The 15140-nt window shown below is 71.2% G+C and carries 13 protein-coding genes; 5 read left to right on the top strand and 8 right to left on the bottom strand.

What is annotated here, in order from left to right:
* Positions 1-14 precede the first annotated feature (14 nt).
* A complete protein-coding gene (locus tag ASG52_RS10940; protein WP_056243212.1) occupies positions 15-2957 on the bottom strand; it encodes a phosphoenolpyruvate carboxylase in 2943 nt (980 codons plus the stop codon).
* Between the two features lie 166 nt (positions 2958-3123).
* Between ASG52_RS10940 and ASG52_RS10935 the strand changes: the two genes are divergently transcribed.
* The 4 genes from ASG52_RS10935 (at position 3124) to ASG52_RS10920 (ending at position 5916) form a co-directional block, all read left to right on the top strand.
* Positions 3124-3474, top strand: a complete 351-nt coding sequence (locus tag ASG52_RS10935; protein ID WP_056242820.1) for a hypothetical protein — start codon at positions 3124-3126, stop codon at positions 3472-3474.
* Positions 3475-3476: 2 nt separating this feature from the next.
* A complete protein-coding gene (locus tag ASG52_RS10930; RefSeq protein ID WP_056242818.1) occupies positions 3477-4295 on the top strand; it encodes a hypothetical protein in 819 nt (272 codons plus the stop codon).
* Positions 4296-4308: 13 nt separating this feature from the next.
* Positions 4309-4749: a cupin domain-containing protein gene (locus ASG52_RS10925; RefSeq protein ID WP_056242817.1), complete on the top strand. Its 441-nt coding sequence runs from the start codon at positions 4309-4311 to the stop codon at positions 4747-4749.
* Between the two features lie 279 nt (positions 4750-5028).
* Entirely contained in the window at positions 5029-5916 is an 888-nt protein-coding gene (locus ASG52_RS10920) for a LysR family transcriptional regulator (RefSeq protein WP_056243211.1), read from the top strand.
* 25 nt (positions 5917-5941) lie between these two features.
* Here the strand turns inward: ASG52_RS10920 and ASG52_RS10915 are convergent, their stop codons facing one another.
* On the bottom strand, positions 5942-6964 hold the full coding sequence (locus ASG52_RS10915) for a zinc-binding dehydrogenase (protein ID WP_056242815.1): 1023 nt from the start codon (positions 6962-6964) through the stop codon (positions 5942-5944).
* A gap of 386 nt (positions 6965-7350) precedes the next feature.
* Here ASG52_RS10915 and ASG52_RS10910 point away from each other — a divergent pair, with 386 nt between their 5' ends.
* Entirely contained in the window at positions 7351-10671 is a 3321-nt protein-coding gene (locus tag ASG52_RS10910) for a PAS domain S-box protein (protein ID WP_286159014.1), read from the top strand.
* Positions 10672-10755: 84 nt separating this feature from the next.
* Here the strand turns inward: ASG52_RS10910 and ASG52_RS10905 are convergent, their stop codons facing one another.
* The 6 genes from ASG52_RS10905 to ASG52_RS10880 are packed head-to-tail and all read right to left on the bottom strand — an operon-like array spanning position 10756 to position 15030.
* Positions 10756-11043 carry an SH3 domain-containing protein gene (locus ASG52_RS10905; protein ID WP_056242813.1) on the bottom strand — a complete coding sequence of 96 codons (288 nt, stop codon included), beginning with the start codon at positions 11041-11043 and terminating at the stop codon, positions 10756-10758.
* Positions 11044-11045: 2 nt separating this feature from the next.
* Positions 11046-11798, bottom strand: coding sequence for an SDR family NAD(P)-dependent oxidoreductase (locus ASG52_RS10900; RefSeq protein ID WP_056242811.1), 753 nt, complete (start codon positions 11796-11798; stop codon positions 11046-11048).
* Positions 11795-13081: a beta-ketoacyl-ACP synthase gene (locus ASG52_RS10895; RefSeq protein ID WP_056242810.1), complete on the bottom strand. Its 1287-nt coding sequence runs from the start codon at positions 13079-13081 to the stop codon at positions 11795-11797. Before ASG52_RS10895 ends, ASG52_RS10900 begins: the two co-directional genes overlap by 4 nt.
* A 44-nt stretch (positions 13082-13125) precedes the next feature.
* On the bottom strand, positions 13126-14256 hold the full coding sequence (locus ASG52_RS10890) for a beta-ketoacyl-ACP synthase (protein ID WP_056242808.1): 1131 nt from the start codon (positions 14254-14256) through the stop codon (positions 13126-13128).
* A complete protein-coding gene (locus tag ASG52_RS10885) occupies positions 14253-14717 on the bottom strand; it encodes a 3-hydroxyacyl-ACP dehydratase FabZ family protein (RefSeq protein ID WP_056242806.1) in 465 nt (154 codons plus the stop codon). Before ASG52_RS10885 ends, ASG52_RS10890 begins: the two co-directional genes overlap by 4 nt.
* Before the next feature lie 16 nt (positions 14718-14733).
* Positions 14734-15030: an acyl carrier protein gene (locus ASG52_RS10880; protein WP_056242804.1), complete on the bottom strand. Its 297-nt coding sequence runs from the start codon at positions 15028-15030 to the stop codon at positions 14734-14736.
* Between the last annotated feature and the right edge of the window lie 110 nt (positions 15031-15140).

Below are 15140 nucleotides of genomic sequence, written 5' to 3'. Positions count from 1 at the left end.
TCGGCGCGTCGGCCTCACCCGAACGCGCCGACCTCGTGCTGGATGATCCCCGAAATCTCCCGCACCCGCTCGAACATCCGGCGGATCGGCCCGAACAGGGTGGTGTGCTCGGCCTCGTAGGTGCCGACATCGCGCGGGCCCGGCGGCTCGCCGAAGTTCAGGCCGAGCGTCGGGTCGGGCGCCACGGGATAGATCTCGTCCAGAATCTTCAGGCAGCCGTCGATGTCGAGGCGCAGGAAGCGCTCCATCAGCATCTCGCGGGTCAGCCCCGCCTGCGGCCGGAAGGCCGGGATGTGGGCGGCCAGGAACCAGATGCGGTGGACGAGCGCGAGGCGGATGGCGTGGAGCAGCGTCAGCCGCGCCGACATCACGGTCAGGTCCGGGGCCGCGGCCTGGAGGTGGAGCCAGTCGCGGGTCAGTCGGCCGAACAGGCGGCGCAGGTCGGGCGCGAGGCTCAGGCGTTCCAATGAGGCCGCCACCGTCATCAGCTCTTCGCGCCGTCCCTCGCGGCGGGTGCGGCGGGCGCGTTCCAGCCACACCGCCGGATCGAGGGTGTCGATATAGGCGCGCAGCACGTCGAGATCGCCGACGCTCGCCGCATGCTGCACCAGCCGGAAGGCGCGGGCGAAGCGGACCGAGCTGCCGCGCATGTGCCGGAAGGTCTCGGGCGCGCGGTGCGCCGCGCGGCCGACGCCGTGCAGCGAGTTCGCCAGGAAGCCGAGCTGCTGCAGGATCGCGTTGTTGGGGATCGCCCGCATCTGCCGCGGATGGGTGATCGTCGCGGGGCCGCCGGAATCCGACTGGCGGGCGACGGGCCGAGAGCCGGTGCGGTCGATCAGGCTCGGGCCGAAGGTGCCGAGCATCGCCGCGTAGCCGCGGTCGTCGACGAGCGCCTCCATGTCCTGGCGCACGGTGCGGAAGAACTCGGCGGCGAAGTCGCTCTCGTCGTAGATCGGGTCGGCGGCCGGGTTGGCGGCCTTGCCGTCGCTGAGCGCGTAACCTTCGAAGGCGTCGTCCTCGGTCAGCGCGTCGGCAAAGAGGTGCTCGGCGATGCGCGCCACCGAAGCGTCGGCGAGCGTGGGCGTGCCGAACATCAGGTAGCCGTCCGAGCCCTGGAAGCTCGATTCGAGCCGCACCTTGATCCCGGCCTCGGCATCGCGGCGGCGGGCATCCTCGGGCGCGAGGTAGGCGAGGCGGTCGCGCAAGCTCGTCGGATGGGCGCCGCGGCCGATCGACTCGCCGTGGGTGTCGAAGATGACGAGTTCGATGTCGGACAGCCCGTTCTGGGTCATCAGCTCGGTGATGCGCAGGCGCAGCCGCTCGATCCAGAAAGTCGCGGCGAGCTGGCCGACATAGCGCCCGGAATCCGAGTAGCCGAACTGCACCGAGAGCCGCCCGAGCCGCTTCAGGTGGGCACGCCAATGCGAATTGCGCAGCGCGTCGTCGAGGACGCGGATGCCCTGTTCGAGCGCGCTCGCGGTCTCGAACAGCGGGGTGATCTCCACCTTGTCCGAGATGCCATAATGGCGCGCGAGCCAGAGCGCGGCCAGCAACGTGTAGCCGGTCTCGGTCTCGGCGATGAGGAAGCGCACCGGATGGGTGCCGTCGACATGCTTGAGGATCTGCGTGATCGTCATCATCAACCGCGCGGCCGAGGCCCGCTCGGCGGCGAGCGCGCCGAAATCGACCGGCACCGGGCGCACGTCGTTCAGGAGCGTGTTGATCGCGGCCAGATGCGAGCGGCGCTGCGCGGCGTCGGTCGGCTCGCCTTCGAGATCGATGACGCGGCGCACGGCGTTGTGGATCTGGCTGGCGTTGAGCCGGAAATGCGGCAGCGCGTTCGACAGGCCGTGCGCGGCGACGCCGGAGCGCAGCACCGCGATGGCGCGGCGATCCACGTCGGAGGTCGCGGAACCGATGGCCGAGGCGAGCCCGGCCAGCAGCGGCCCGGCATCGGTCTGCGCCCGCTCGCGCTCGATGATGAGGGCGAGCGCGAAGCGGTGGACGGTTTCGAGCGAGGGTTTGGTGCCGAGCAGCGGCGCACCCGCGAGCTGGCGCTCGACCGCGGCGCGGGCGCCCTGGACGAGGTCGCGCACCACGCCGGTCGCGGGCACCTCGGGCAGGTCGCGCAGGATGCGGTCGAACTGCATCCGCTTCGAGATGAGGCGGTAGCGCAACGTGTCCCACCAGCCGATATCGGTGCGCCCGTCGGTGTCGCAGCCGACCCAGCTCGCGATGGCGAGCGGCTTCGGGACCAGCTCGGTCCAGCGATCGGGCCAGCGCCCTCGTGCGGCCTCCAGCAGGGCGTCGTTGAAGGCGTCGATGGCCGCGCGGCCGTTGTTGGCGGCGACGCAGGCCTGCTCGAACTCGTCGTCCAGGCTGATGCCCGGATCGGGCCGGCTGGAACGGGCGGCGGCCTCGCCGAGGATCGGCGCGCGGGCGCCCTCTTCCGGCAGCGAGGCGGCGCGCGCGATCATCTCGGCGACCGCGCGCGGCATGCCGAAGGTCGGGTGCGCGGTGAACACCGCGGCGAAGCCCGTGCGGCCGACGCGCTCGCGAAACACGTCGAAATCGGAGGCGCCGCGGGGCACCGCCGCGACGAGCCGCCCGGCGAGGTCGGCGAGCGTGCCCGCCTCCTCGCCCTTCTCTTCGCCGTCGAGCCCGACATAGCGGCGCAGCCGCGCCGTCCGCTCGGTGAGGGCCCGGCGGCGGAGCGTGGCGAGCAGCGCGTCGAGATCGCTCTCGCCGATCTCCTCGCGGTCGAGGCGGCGGGTGATCGCCAGCGTCACCGCGAGCACGGGATTGCGAAAAGGATCCTCGCTCGCCTGCTCGCGGCTCCTGGCCACGAGGTCGAGGAGCGTGCGTTCGAGGTCGGCGCCGGGTAGGCCGAGGGTCTGCGGCGCCCCCTCCTTCGCGTCGAGCGCGGACGAGCCGGAATGGTGGTCTTCGAGCGGCATCGAGCATCCCTGACGTGAGCGGCCGGCGACGTTAAGCCCGCGCAGCCGGTTCTCACCGATCGGGTCGGCGACGCAAGGACCGTTCCCGAGTTTTCGGGCGGCGTTCTCGGCGCGCGGCATTGAGCGGGGTGCATGGCGGGCCGATCCGGTCTAGGGTCGGCTGCGTATGGAAAATCTGGTTGTCCTGGCCGCTGTCGCGGCGACCTTGATCGGCTGCGTCCTCATGGCGGGGCTGTTCTGGGCTGGGCGCCGCACGCGGCTGATGCTGCCGCAGGAAGAGGACTGGGCCGACGACGAGGCGGGCACGATCCGCAAGCTGACGCCCGACAGCCAGAGCCCGATCGACCGCAACGCGGCGGTGCTGGATGTGAAGGCACTCGACCAAGCCCCGGAGCTCGCGGCGATCGACTTCAAGACCATCGACGCCCGCACGCTCGACGCCGAACTGAACCGCCTGATGGACCGCGCCCGCTCGGCCGAGCCGGAGCAGGCCGGTCCCCGGAGACAGGCCGGATGAGGATGCGCCGTCTCGTTTCCGCCGCCGGCCTGATGCTGCTGGCAGTTTGGGCTTGCCCGGCTGCGGCGCAGGACGCCGAGCCCGCCCCGGAGGCGCCCGCCGAGGCCGCGCCCGCGCCGCGAAAGGTGAAGCCGCGCCCGAAGCCGAAGCCCAAACCCGCTGAAAAGGCCGCCGAGAAGCCGGTGGAGGAGAAGCCCGCCACTGATGCCGCGCCGTCGAACCCGGCCGTCCCGCTGGCGCCGGCCCCGTCTGGGCTGGCGCTCTCCGCCGCGCCGTCGGTCGTCTGCGAGAAGGGCGAGGCGGTGCGCTTTGAGGGCAACGCGAATACCGGCAAGGCTCCGGGCGCCATCGAGCTGTGGGTGACGCGCTCGGGCCTCATCACCATCGACAACCCCCTGCGCCCGCTCACCCCGGACACGACCCGCGTGCTGCAGGTGGTGATCGGCGGGAAGGTCGCCACCGCCTACGGGCCGGACCTCGGGTCGCTGCGCCGCGGTGCCGGGCCGGCGGTGCTGGAGGGCGTGATCGGCGGCGCGATCCGCTGGGACGCGTCGCTGATCGCTCTGCCCGACGCGTTGCCGATCCTGTCGGATTCCGGCGACATCCTGGCGGCCTTCAGCTTCCGCGCCTGCGGCACGGCGCCGGCGGCCAGGACCCTAGCTGCGCCGAAACCCCGCCGCACCGCGCCCCCGGCCGACGCACCCGCACCCGAGGCGTCCAAGGAGACGGCAAAAGACATCCGCCCGGCGCGTCGGGCCGAGCCGCGCCCCGAGGCCGTGCCCCGGCCAGCCGTTCCCCTGCCGCAGGGGGCGATTCCCTGACGAAGGACGAGACATGGCCGACAGCCTGACCGCGACCCAGGTGATCGACGCGTTGGGGCTGACGCCTCACCCCGAAGGCGGCCATTACCGCGAGACCTTTCGCGATCCCCGCGCGGTCGAGGGCCGCTCGGTCGGCACCGCGATCTACTACCTGCTCGGGGTCGGCGAGACTTCGGCGTGGCACCGCGTCGATGCTGCCGAGATCTGGCTGTGGCACGCGGGCGCGCCGATGGTGATCACGCTCAGCCCCAACGGCCACGACGCCTCGGCCCACCATCTCGGCCCCGACCTGCTGCGCGGCCAGCGCCCGCAGATCGTGGTGCCGGCCGGTCACTGGCAGACCGCCACCAGCCTCGGCGCTTGGACGCTGGTGAGCTGCACCGTCTCCCCCGGCTTCGACTTTTCCGGCTTCGAGATGGCCCCGCCGGACTGGCGCCCGACGCCGCGGCGGTGAGGTTCCATCGGGAGCGGCACGCCGGAGCGGGTCACCCCGAGATCGGCGAGTAGCGTATCGTCGAGTTGCGTCAGGGCACCGTCGGCACAGGTCTGAACGCGTTCGCCACGGCGTCGCGCAAGGCCGGCTGCCAAAAGCCGCGCCATCGTCTCGATCCATCCGATCATGTTTGTCTCCTTCTCCGTCGGAGAAGGATGGCCGCCGTCATGCGTTGAGTCGAACGAATTGATCTCAACGAAGCGATGAGCGATGCTCACAGCAATCCATGAGGATCGCGCCGTGAGCACGCCACACCCTGCCCCGCTCGACCTCGATCTGGTCCGCACCTTCGTGACGATCTGCGAGACCGGTAACTTCTCGCGTGCCGCCGAGCGGGTCGGGCGCACACCCTCGGCGGTCAGCCTTCAGGTGAAGCGGCTGGAGGAACGTCTGGGTCGCGCCCTGTTCCTGCGCCGCCCCCGCACCATCGTACCGACCGCGGACGGCGAGGCGCTGCTGGGGCTCGGCCGGCGCCTGCTCGCGGTGAACGACGAGGTAGTGGCCTTCTTCGATGCGCCGCCGATGGAGGGACGCGTCCGCTTCGGCGCGCCCAACGATTCCGGCCTGTTCGCCCTGCCGACGATGCTGCGCCGCTTCGCCGTCACCCATCCGCAGGTTCAGGTGGATGTGCGGCTCGACGCCAGCGCGGCGTTGCGGGAGGCCTGCCGGGAGGGCGCCCTCGACCTCATCCTCTATACCGGCACCGCCGGAGCGAACCGCGAGGCCACCGTGGTCCAGGCGGAGGATCTGGTCTGGGTCGGCCTCGAAGGCGGGCTGGCCGAGGCGCGCCGGCCCCTGCCGCTGGCGCTCTGCAACAGCGGCTGCGCGTGGCGGGCGGCGGCGCTCGACGCTCTCGACGGGGCGGGCATCCCCTACCGGATCGCCTATTCGAGCGAGCATTGCCAGGGCCAGATCGCGGCGGTGGAGGCCGACCTCGCCGTCGCCCCCCTGCCGATGAACGTCGCGCGCCGACCGTTCCGCCGCCTGACCGATCTGCCGCCCCTCGGCGGTTACGACGTGCTGCTGCGCCTGAGGGACGGCGCCGGCCCGGCGGCCAAGGCGCTCGCCGGCCATGTGGCCGCAAGTGTCCGCGAGGTGTCGGGCAGCGGCGGGCGCCTGTTCGCCTGACGTGACCCTTACGGCGTCACGCTCTTCAGATCGTCACGATGATCTTCCCGAAGACCTTTCGCGATTCCAGCCGCTCCAGTCCCTGGGCGAAATCCGCCAGCGGCAGCACCGTGTCGATCACCGGCGTCAGGCCAGTCGCCATCTTGTCGAGGCTGTCGCGCATGTTGGCCAGCCGGCAGCCGAACGAGCCGAAGATGCGGTATTGCTGCTGGAACAGCTGCATCAGGTTCATCTGGGTCGAGACGCCCGAGGTCGAGCCGCAGGTGACGAGGCGCCCGCCGCGCTTGAGACAGAGCAGCGAGCCGTTCCACGTCTCGGCGCCGACATGCTCGAACACCACGTCCACGCCCTTGCGCTTGGTCAGCCGCCGCACCTCGCCCTCGAACCGCTCCTCGCGGTAGTTGACGACGTGGTCGGCGCCGAGTGCGCGGGCCTTCTCGCCCTTCGCGTCGTCGCCCACCGTCGTGTAGACGGTGCAGCCGATGGCCTTCGCCATCTTGATCGCCGCGGTGCCGATGCCGGAGCCGCCGGCATGGACGAGGATCGACTCGCCGGGCTCCAGCCGCGCGTTGTCGAACAGCATGTGCTGGACGGTGCCGAAGGCGATGCCGGCACACGCCGCCTGCACCGCCTCGACGTTCGGGGGCACCTTCACCACGAGCCGGGCCGGCATGTTGACCAGTTCCCGGCTGAACCCGTCGAGATGGAAGCCCATCACGCCGGAGACGTCCTCGCAGAGGTTGTCGCGGCCTTGCGAGCAGGCGCGGCATTTTCCGCAGGTCATGGCGCCGTAGGGCACGACCGGATCGCCGACCTTCAGGCCCTCGACGCCGTCGCCCAGAGCGGCGATCTCGCCCGCGGCCTCGGCGCCGACGGTGAGCGGCAGCTTGCGCTTGGCGAACGCCATGCCGCGAAAGCCCCACACGTCGATGAAGTTCAGGCCGACCGCGCGGATGCGGATCTGCACCTCGCCGGGGCCCGGCGCGGGCGGCGGCTCGACCTCGGTCAGGCGCAAGTCGCGGTCGCCGAACAGCTGGAGGGCTTGCATCAGGGTCGATCTCGTCTGCCGTCGATGGTCCCGGCGGACCGGTCGGTGGGCTTATCCTTCGAAACCGGTCCCGGCTCAATCCGTTGGGCTCCGGCCGTTCGACCGGTCGCCGACGACAACGACGGGCCTCCCAGCCGGACGCGCCTCTATTGCAGCGCAAAAGTGGATCGCACGCAGATTGTACGTTTGCGTACATTATCGCTGGACTTGAAACATCGATCCGAAAGTAACGTCAGCGCGGAAACGAAACAGAGCACGGCCGGTTTTCCGTGCGATCTTCACGTCGGTTCGATAAAAGCGGCTGGGTCCGATTTCTTTGAGGTTGACACCGAAGCGATTCGGGAAAGCGACGGATACGGCATGTCGGCGGGGCGATGTGAGACGAGATGACGGGCTGGCCTCACGGCTCCGGCGAGATGGCCGAGCGCATCCGTACGTTTGACTGGTCGTCCACACCCCTCGGGCCGTCCGCGCATTGGCCGCAGAGCCTGAAGACGACCATCGATCTGATGATCGGCTCGCCGCAATTCACGATCCTCGTCTGGGGCTCGGCCCTGACGATGTTCTACAACGACACCGGCGCCTTCTTCCTGGGCAAGCGCCATCCGGCGCTCGGGCGCAGCTTCCCCGAGATCTGGCAGGGCCAGGGGATCGAGGCCATGATCGCCGCCACGCTGGGCGGCCGCCCGATCCACTACACCGACCAGTATTTCGAAACGCCCAGCCGGCCCGGCCATCCGTTCGGCTGGTTCACCGGAAGCTGGACGCCGCTCAGGGACGAGAGCGGCGGCGTCGTCGGCGTCTACATCACCGGCTTCGAGACGACCGAACGCGTCCTCGCCGAGCGGGCGTTGCACGGTCGCGAGACGCAACAGGCCTTTCTCCTGAAGCTGTCCGACGGGTTGCGCCCCCTCGACGATCCGGGCTCGATCCTAGGCGAAGCCTGTCGGCTCCTCGGCGACCATCTGGGGGCGGACCACACCTATTTCCTCGAAATCCGCGAGTCCGACGGCGTCTCGGTCGTCGAGCAGGACCATGTCCGCGGCGCCCTGCCGTCCTTCGTCGGCACCCACGCCCTGTCGGTCCTGCCGTCGCTCGTCCCGCTCTACCGGACGGGGCGGCCGGTCGTCGTGGCCGACACGACATCCGCGGAGCTGATCCCGGAATGCGAGCGCGCCATCCTCGCCGCCGCCGGACGGGGCGCCTGGATCGCGATACCTTTGGTCAAGCGCGGCGAACTCGTGGGAGCCCTGACCGTCGTCCAGACCCGGCCCCGTGCCTGGAGCGAGGCGGAGATCGCCCTCGTCGCCGAGACCGGGGAGCGCATCTGGGCGGCGATCGAGTGTTCGCGGGCGGAGCGGCAGGCCCGCGAGGCGGAGGCCCGGCTCCGCACGATGGCCGATACCGCGCCGGTGCTGATCTGGGATACGGATCCGACCGGCAACGTCTACGTCAACGAGTTCTACCTTGTCTTCTTCGGCACCACCCTCGAGAGCGTGGTGAAGGATGGCTGGGAACGCTTCGTCCATCCCGACGACCGCGAAGGGTATGCCGCAGCCTACCGCGATGCCTTCGCTCGGCGCCGGGCCCTTCTCTACGAGGCGCGGGTGATCCGGGCCGACGGACAGCCGCGCTGGATGACGCATTCCGGGCGGCCACTCGGCAAGGATCGGTTCGTCGGCATCTCGATCGACATCACCGAGCGGCGCGAGGCGGAGGAAAGCCTGACGCGCAACAACAGGGTCCTGCGGGGGATCAACCGGATCTTCAGCGCCACCCTGGGCGCTGCGTCCGTCGAGGAACTCGCCCACATCGCCCTCGACGTGGCGGCCGACCTCACCGAGAGCCCCGCCGGCCTCATTGCAACGCTCGACGCCCACACCGACCGGCTCACGACCCTCGCGACGGTCGACAGGGCGGAGCCGGGCGAGGCAGCGGCCCTCGAACGCGCCGTCCGCCGCGAGCACGATCCGGCGATGCGTGGGCTCGAACCCGGAGTCGGCTCGGCCCCCGATGCGATCCTCAGCGTGCCGCTGGCGGAGGGCGAGACGGTGGTCGGCGTGATCGGGCTCGCGGGCCGTCCCGGCGGCTACCGGCCAGAGGACCGGGAGGCGGCCGAAGCGCTCGCTCCGGCGATCCGCCACGCGCTCCTGAGCAAGCGCGGCGACTTACGCCTGCGCGAGAGCGAGGCGCGCTTCCGCCAGTTCGCGCAGGCCTCCTCCGACGTCCTGTGGATCACCGACGCGGAGACCTTCGCCTCCGAATTCGTCAGCCCGGCGCTGCGGGCGATCTACGGCATGTCCGAGACGGAGGTCCTGGGCGATGCCCGGCTCTGGGCCGCCCACATCGTGCCCGAGGACCGGGCGCGGACCTTCGCCGAGATGGAGCGGGTGCGCGGCGGCGAGGCGGTGGTCTACGAGTTCCGCATCCTGCGGCCCTCGGACGGGTCGTTCCGCTGCATCCGCAACCACGGCTTCCCGCTGTTCGACGAGGACGGCCGGGTGCGGCGCATCGGCGGCATCACCAGCGACGTGACCGAGATGCGCCAGGCCGAGCACCATCAGCGGGTGCTCCTGGCCGAGTTGCAGCACCGGGTGCGCAACATCATGGCATTGATCCGCTCCATCGTGATGCGCTCCGGCGAGCGGGCCGAGAGCGTGGCCGCCTATGCCGACCTCGTCGGTGCGCGCCTCGTGACGCTCGCCCGCGTCCAGAGCCGCCTCACCCGCGCGGCCGATGCGGGCGTGGCGATCGCGGCGATCCTGCGCGACGAGCTCGGTGCCCAGGCCGAGAACGACGACCAGTACGATCTCGCCGGCCCCGCGATCGAGCTGGCGCCCAAGGCCGCCGAGGTGCTGACGCTCGCGGTCCACGAACTCACCACCAACGCTATCAAACACGGGGCGCTCTCGAACCGGCGCGGCCGGGTCTCGGTGCGCTGGCGCCGGACCGACCGCCGGGACGGCCCGTGGCTGAGCTTCCTCTGGATCGAGTGCGGCGGCCCGGCCCCGGCCCCGGACGCGCAGAGCCGCCGCGGCTTCGGCAGCGAGTTGATCGAGGGGATGATCCCGTACGAGCTGAGCGGGCGCGGCCGGATCGAGCTGACGCCCGGCGGCGCCCGCTGCCTCCTCGACTTCCCGCTCACGGCCGGCGCCAGCATCCTGGAGACGCAGGCGCCGCAGCTCTCGACCGTGTTCGGCGGCAGCCTCGACCTGCGCGGCCAGGCCGATCTCGGCGGCCAGCGCATTCTGGTCGCCGAGGACGAGTTCTACCTCGCGGGCGACACCGCGCGGGCGTTCGAGGCCGTCGGCGCCACGGTGCTCGGACCCTATGCCGGTGAGGCGGCGGCCCTCGACGGCCTCGGCCACGCGGCGCCGACCGGCGCGGTCGTCGACATCGATCTCGGCGGCCGGGTCTCCTTCGCCCTGCCCCGCGCACTCGCCGCCCGCGGCGTGCCGTTCGCGTTCGTCACGGGCCACGAGGCTCTGGCGCTGCCGCCGGACCTCGCCGAGGTGCCGCGGCTGGTGAAGCCGGTGGAGCTGCGCCGGGTCGTCGCCACCCTGGCGCAGTTGATTGGCGTCGCCTCGGCCAGAGCGCTTTCCGACGAAGTGGATACCGGTTCGTCGAAAGAAGGCGCGGCAAAACAGGAACCTGAAGACGTGATCCGACCCAACGCGGTCGGGCACGGCTTTAGAGCATCGTCCTAGATATGGGATCCAGGACGATGCTCTATGCTTTTGTGCCGCATCGTCTTTTTCCGAAAGCCGGAAACCACCTTTCGGGACGATGCTCTAATCCGGCGTGAGGTAGCGCCGCCGCGCCCAGCCGACGGTGCGGCCGAACTTGACGCGGCACCATGTCAGCCCGCTCGGCGTGTCGTTGGTGCAGCCGAAGCCGACGACGCGGCGGCCGACCGGGATCTGGCCGAGGGCCGGGGCGGCGCCGTCCGGCGTCTCGCGGATCGTCAGGCTGTCGTCCCGTGGCAGCCCCTCGACGCGGAACGGCTCGGCGGCTCCCGCCGGATGCGCCGCGGCGAGGAGAACGAGCCCGGCGAGGGCGGACGGCGGACGAAAGCGCATGATCAGGTTCGGTGGATGCCCATCATCGCGGTCAGGCCGCCATCGACGGGCAGCACCGCCCCGGTGATGTAGGCACCCCCCTCCCCGATCAGGAAGGCCGCGAGCGCCGCAACCTCGTCCGGCGCGGCGAAACGCCCGAGGGGGATCTGGCGCTCGATGCCTGCGCGGTGGGCGGCGTAGGCGGCCAGCATCTCGGTGTCGATGAAGCCCGGCGCGATCACGTTGACCGTCACACCGCGCTTGGCCGATTCGATCGCCAGCGTGCGGCAATAGGCGATCAGGGCGCCCTTGGTGGCGGCGTAGGCCGCGTTGCCGGCATTCGCCTGGAGCGCGGCGACGGAGCCGATGGCGACGATGCGCCCGGCACGCGCCCGGATCATGCCGCGCACCAGCGCCTTGGCGATCCGGGTCAGCGACCAGAAGTTGACCTGCATCGCCTCCTCGGCGCGGTCCCGGTCGAGCATCGCCGCGAGCGCGTCCGCCGACTGGCCGGCATTGTGGACGTAGCCGTAGAAGCCCTCCCCCTCGACCGCATCGCAGAAGGCCTCGATCGCCGTCCGGTCGGACAGGTCGAGGGAACGCGCGGCGAAGGTGCGCTCGGGATGCGCCTGCGCCAGCTCGGCGGCCAACGCCTCGGCCTTCGCGGCGGACGTGCGGTAGGTGAAGGTGACGTCGTGGCCGGCGCGGGCGAGCGCGCGGACGGTCGCGGCGCCGAGGCCGGAGGCGCCGCCGACGACGAGGACGGGGCGGCTCACGGCTCGTCTCCCAGAACCAGGCAGGTGTTCTGACCGCCGAAGCCGAACGAGTTCGACAGCACCCGCGACACCCGAACGTCGCGGGTCCGATCGACCACGTCGAGCATCAGCGCCGGGTCCGGCACGGCGTAGTTGATCGTCGGCGGGATGCGCCCGTTCTGGATCGTCAGGAGCGAGACCACCGCCTCGATGGCGCCCGCCGCCGTCAGGGTGTGGCCGATCATCGACTTGTTCGACGAGATCGGCAGCCGCGCCACCCGCTCGCCGAACACGGCAGAGCAGCCCAGCGCCTCCATCTTGTCGTTCTCCGGCGTCGACGTGCCGTGGGCGTTGACGTGATCGATCGCCTCCGGCTCGACGCCCGCGTCGTCGAGCGCCGCGCGCATCGCCGCGATCACCGGCGCGCCGTCGGGGCTGGAGCGGGTGCGGTGGAAGCCGTCGCCCTTCTCGCCGCAGCCGAGTACGTAGCCGAGGATGTTTGCCCCACGCGCCCTCGCAGATTCCGCGCTTTCCAGCACCAAGGCGGCGGCGCCCTCGCCCATGACGAAGCCGTCGCGATTCTTCGAGAACGGCTTGGAGGCGGTCTCCGGCGAGTCGTTCTGGGTCGAGAGCGCGGAGAGCAGCGAGAAGCGGATCAGCGATTCCGGGTTCACCGAGCCGTCGGTGCCGATGCAGAGCGCGGCCTCCATTTCGCCCCGGCGGATCGCCTCGACGCCGAGTTGGATCGCGGTGGCGCCCGACGAGCAGGCGGTCGAGAGCGAGATCGGCGAGCCCTTCGTGCCGAAGCGGTCGGCGAGCCGGTCGGCGACGGTGCCGAAGATGAACAGGTCGTGCCACGCGTCGAACCGGCGGCTCGCCGCCGCCCGCTGCAGCTCGGAATAGGTGATCGCCCCCTCGTTCGAGCCCGCGGCGGCCGCCAGCGCCTCGCGTTGGGGCCACTCCATCTCGACCGGCGGAACCGCCACGAACAGCGCGCCGGGGAACGACGCGCCGATCCCGGACTGCGCCACGGCTTCTTCGGCCGCGACGGTGGCGAAGCGCTCGGACAGCAGCGGGGCCACCAGCGGATCGGTGTCGAGGAAATCGACGGTGCCGGCGATGCGGGTGCGCAGGCCCTCCGTCGGGAAGCGGCGGATGGCCCGGATGCCGGAGCGGCCGGCGGTGAGCGCGTCCCAGTTCTCGGACGCCCCCTGCCCGAGCGAGGTGACGATGCCGAGGCCGGTCACCGCGACGAGGGGGCGGCCTTGCGCGTCATGGGTGGACGAGGAGCGGGATTCTGCCATCCGGGCCTTCAATCAGATTTTCGCCGCGTCGGCATCCCCGCCATTCAGGCGGCCAGCACGCGGATCACGCCCTCGCCCCGGCGATGGCCGACCGAGGTCACCGCGACCTCACCCGCCGAACCGGCGGCGCAGAGGGCCGCGGCGAGCGCCGCGCCGAACGGCGCCACCACCTCCATCGGATGGCCGACGAGGTCGCCGGTGGCGCGGATGTCCGCACTGGGAAACGCCGCACGGATGCCGGCCAACTCTTCTGCCGCGAGGTCGGCGATGCCGGTGGCGCCGGACAGCACCACGTCCGGCCGCGCGACGCCCGCCTCGCCGATCAGCCGGGTCAGGCTCGCGGAGACGGTGCCGGGCGCACGCGCCACGCGGTCGTTGGCGACCGGCATCAGCCGGGCGAGCGCCTTGGCGCCGCGGGCCGCCGCATGCTCGGCCGCCTCCAGCACGAGGAAGGCCGCGGCACTCCCCAGCACGAAGCCGCCGTTGTCCTCGTTGCGCTCGAAGACCGGGCGGTAGACCGGCTTCGCGAGAAAGCCGCCCAATTCGTGGACGACCATCACGTCCGGCCGCTCGGCGTTGTAGGACGAGCCGACCATGATCGTGTCGATCTGCCCCGAGGCGACGCGGGCGTGGGCGATGCGCAGGGCATCGACCCCGCAGGCCTCCTCGCCCATGAAGGTGCGCGAGGCCCCCGTGACGCCGTGGACGATGCTGATGTTGCCGGCGAGTAGGTTCGAGAGCTGCGCCAGGAACAGCGTCGGCCGCAGGTCGTTCAGCAGCCGCTCGTTGAGGAAGGCGCCCGGATTGCCGGCGCCGCGCAGTCCCGACAGGATCGCCCCGTCGACCGCGTAGTCGCGCTCGCCCCCGCCCGCCGCGACGACGAGTTGGAGCGCGGCCTTGAACGCCGCATCCCCCTTCACCCCCGCCGAGTCGAGCGCGAGCCCGGCGGCGTAGACGCCGAGCCGCTGCCACGGCTCCATCTGCCGCTGATCGGATTTCTTCGGGATCTGCGTGTCGAGCGTCAGCGGCGCGACCGGGTGCACCGGGTACGGCGCGAAGGTCTCGGCATCGGTCCGCGGCGGCGCCCCGGAGGCGAAGGCGGACAGATGCGCCTCGATCCCCTCGCCCGCGCAGGAGACGAGGCCGATGCCGGTGACGACGACGTCACGCTTCATTCCGCGGTCCCGTCGATGAGGCCGATCTTCCGGGCGCGCTCGCGCATCGGCGCGTCGAGCCCGGCCGGGAACGGCATGGTGCGGAAGCGCAGTTCCGCGTCGCAGAGCGCCTTGCCCTCGTGGCGGATGGCGGCCCTGGTCACGGCGTAGCCCGAGCCGTCGTGCTCCAGGCTCGCCGTGATGTCGAGGGCGGCGCCGGGGCCGACGAAGGAGCGGAACCGCGCCTTGTCCACCGCCATCAGGAACGGCATCTGCGCGAAATCGAGATGCGCTAGCACGAGATAGCCCGAGGCTTGCGCCATGGTCTCGGTCAGCAGCACGCCCGGCACCAGCGGGTGGCCGGGGAAATGCCCCTCGAAGACGGGGCTTGCGTCGGGCACCAGGGCCCGCGCCTCGATGCGACCGGCGGCGCGGTCGAGCCGCACCACGGAATCGATCATCTCGAAATATTCGAGCCGCATGGCGGGCGTCCCGCGCTCAGGCCTTGGCGGCCTTCTCGGCGACGAGACCGTCGATGCGCGCGCAGAGGTTCTTGAGGACGAAGTACTCCTCGGCCGGCACCTTCCCCTCGTTCACTTCCTGGGTCCAACGCTCCAGCGGCAGCTTGATGCCGAACGCCTTGTCGACCGCGAACGCGATGTCGAGGAAGGCGAGCGAGTCGATGCCGAGATCGTCGATGGCGTGGCTCTCGGGCGTGATCTTGTCGCGCGGGATGTCCGCCGTCTCGGCGATGATGTCCGCGACGCGGTCGAAGGTGGCGGTCTCGTTCGACATGGAGGCTGGCCGCTTTCTCGTTCTCGTGTCCGGCGTCGCCGACCCATCGCGCGGCACGCCCCCACGGCGCCCGACCCGGTCGGCGGCTTCACGCGTCGCCGCCGGTTCCC

The sequence above is a fragment of the Methylobacterium sp. Leaf456 genome, from assembly GCF_001425465.1.
GTDB lineage: Bacteria > Pseudomonadota > Alphaproteobacteria > Rhizobiales > Beijerinckiaceae > Methylobacterium.
Note: the sequence above shows the minus strand (reverse complement) of the source record. Positions and strands in the feature narration are given on the sequence as shown.

What these genes read in the sequence shown, in the direction of transcription:
- ASG52_RS10940 (WP_056243212.1), bottom strand. Translation starts at nt 2,957, where the DNA reads ATGCCGCTCGAAGACCACCATTCCGGCTCGTCCGCGCTCGACGCGAAG.
- ASG52_RS10935 (WP_056242820.1), top strand. Translation starts at nt 3,124, where the DNA reads ATGGAAAATCTGGTTGTCCTGGCCGCTGTCGCGGCGACCTTGATCGGC.
- ASG52_RS10930 (WP_056242818.1), top strand. Translation starts at nt 3,477, where the DNA reads ATGCGCCGTCTCGTTTCCGCCGCCGGCCTGATGCTGCTGGCAGTTTGG.
- ASG52_RS10925 (WP_056242817.1), top strand. Translation starts at nt 4,309, where the DNA reads ATGGCCGACAGCCTGACCGCGACCCAGGTGATCGACGCGTTGGGGCTG.
- ASG52_RS10915 (WP_056242815.1), bottom strand. Translation starts at nt 6,964, where the DNA reads ATGCAAGCCCTCCAGCTGTTCGGCGACCGCGACTTGCGCCTGACCGAG.
- ASG52_RS10910 (WP_286159014.1), top strand. Translation starts at nt 7,351, where the DNA reads ATGACGGGCTGGCCTCACGGCTCCGGCGAGATGGCCGAGCGCATCCGT.
- ASG52_RS10905 (WP_056242813.1), bottom strand. Translation starts at nt 11,043, where the DNA reads ATGCGCTTTCGTCCGCCGTCCGCCCTCGCCGGGCTCGTTCTCCTCGCC.
- ASG52_RS10895 (WP_056242810.1), bottom strand. Translation starts at nt 13,081, where the DNA reads ATGGCAGAATCCCGCTCCTCGTCCACCCATGACGCGCAAGGCCGCCCC.
- ASG52_RS10890 (WP_056242808.1), bottom strand. Translation starts at nt 14,256, where the DNA reads ATGAAGCGTGACGTCGTCGTCACCGGCATCGGCCTCGTCTCCTGCGCG.
- ASG52_RS10885 (WP_056242806.1), bottom strand. Translation starts at nt 14,717, where the DNA reads ATGCGGCTCGAATATTTCGAGATGATCGATTCCGTGGTGCGGCTCGAC.
- ASG52_RS10880 (WP_056242804.1), bottom strand. Translation starts at nt 15,030, where the DNA reads ATGTCGAACGAGACCGCCACCTTCGACCGCGTCGCGGACATCATCGCC.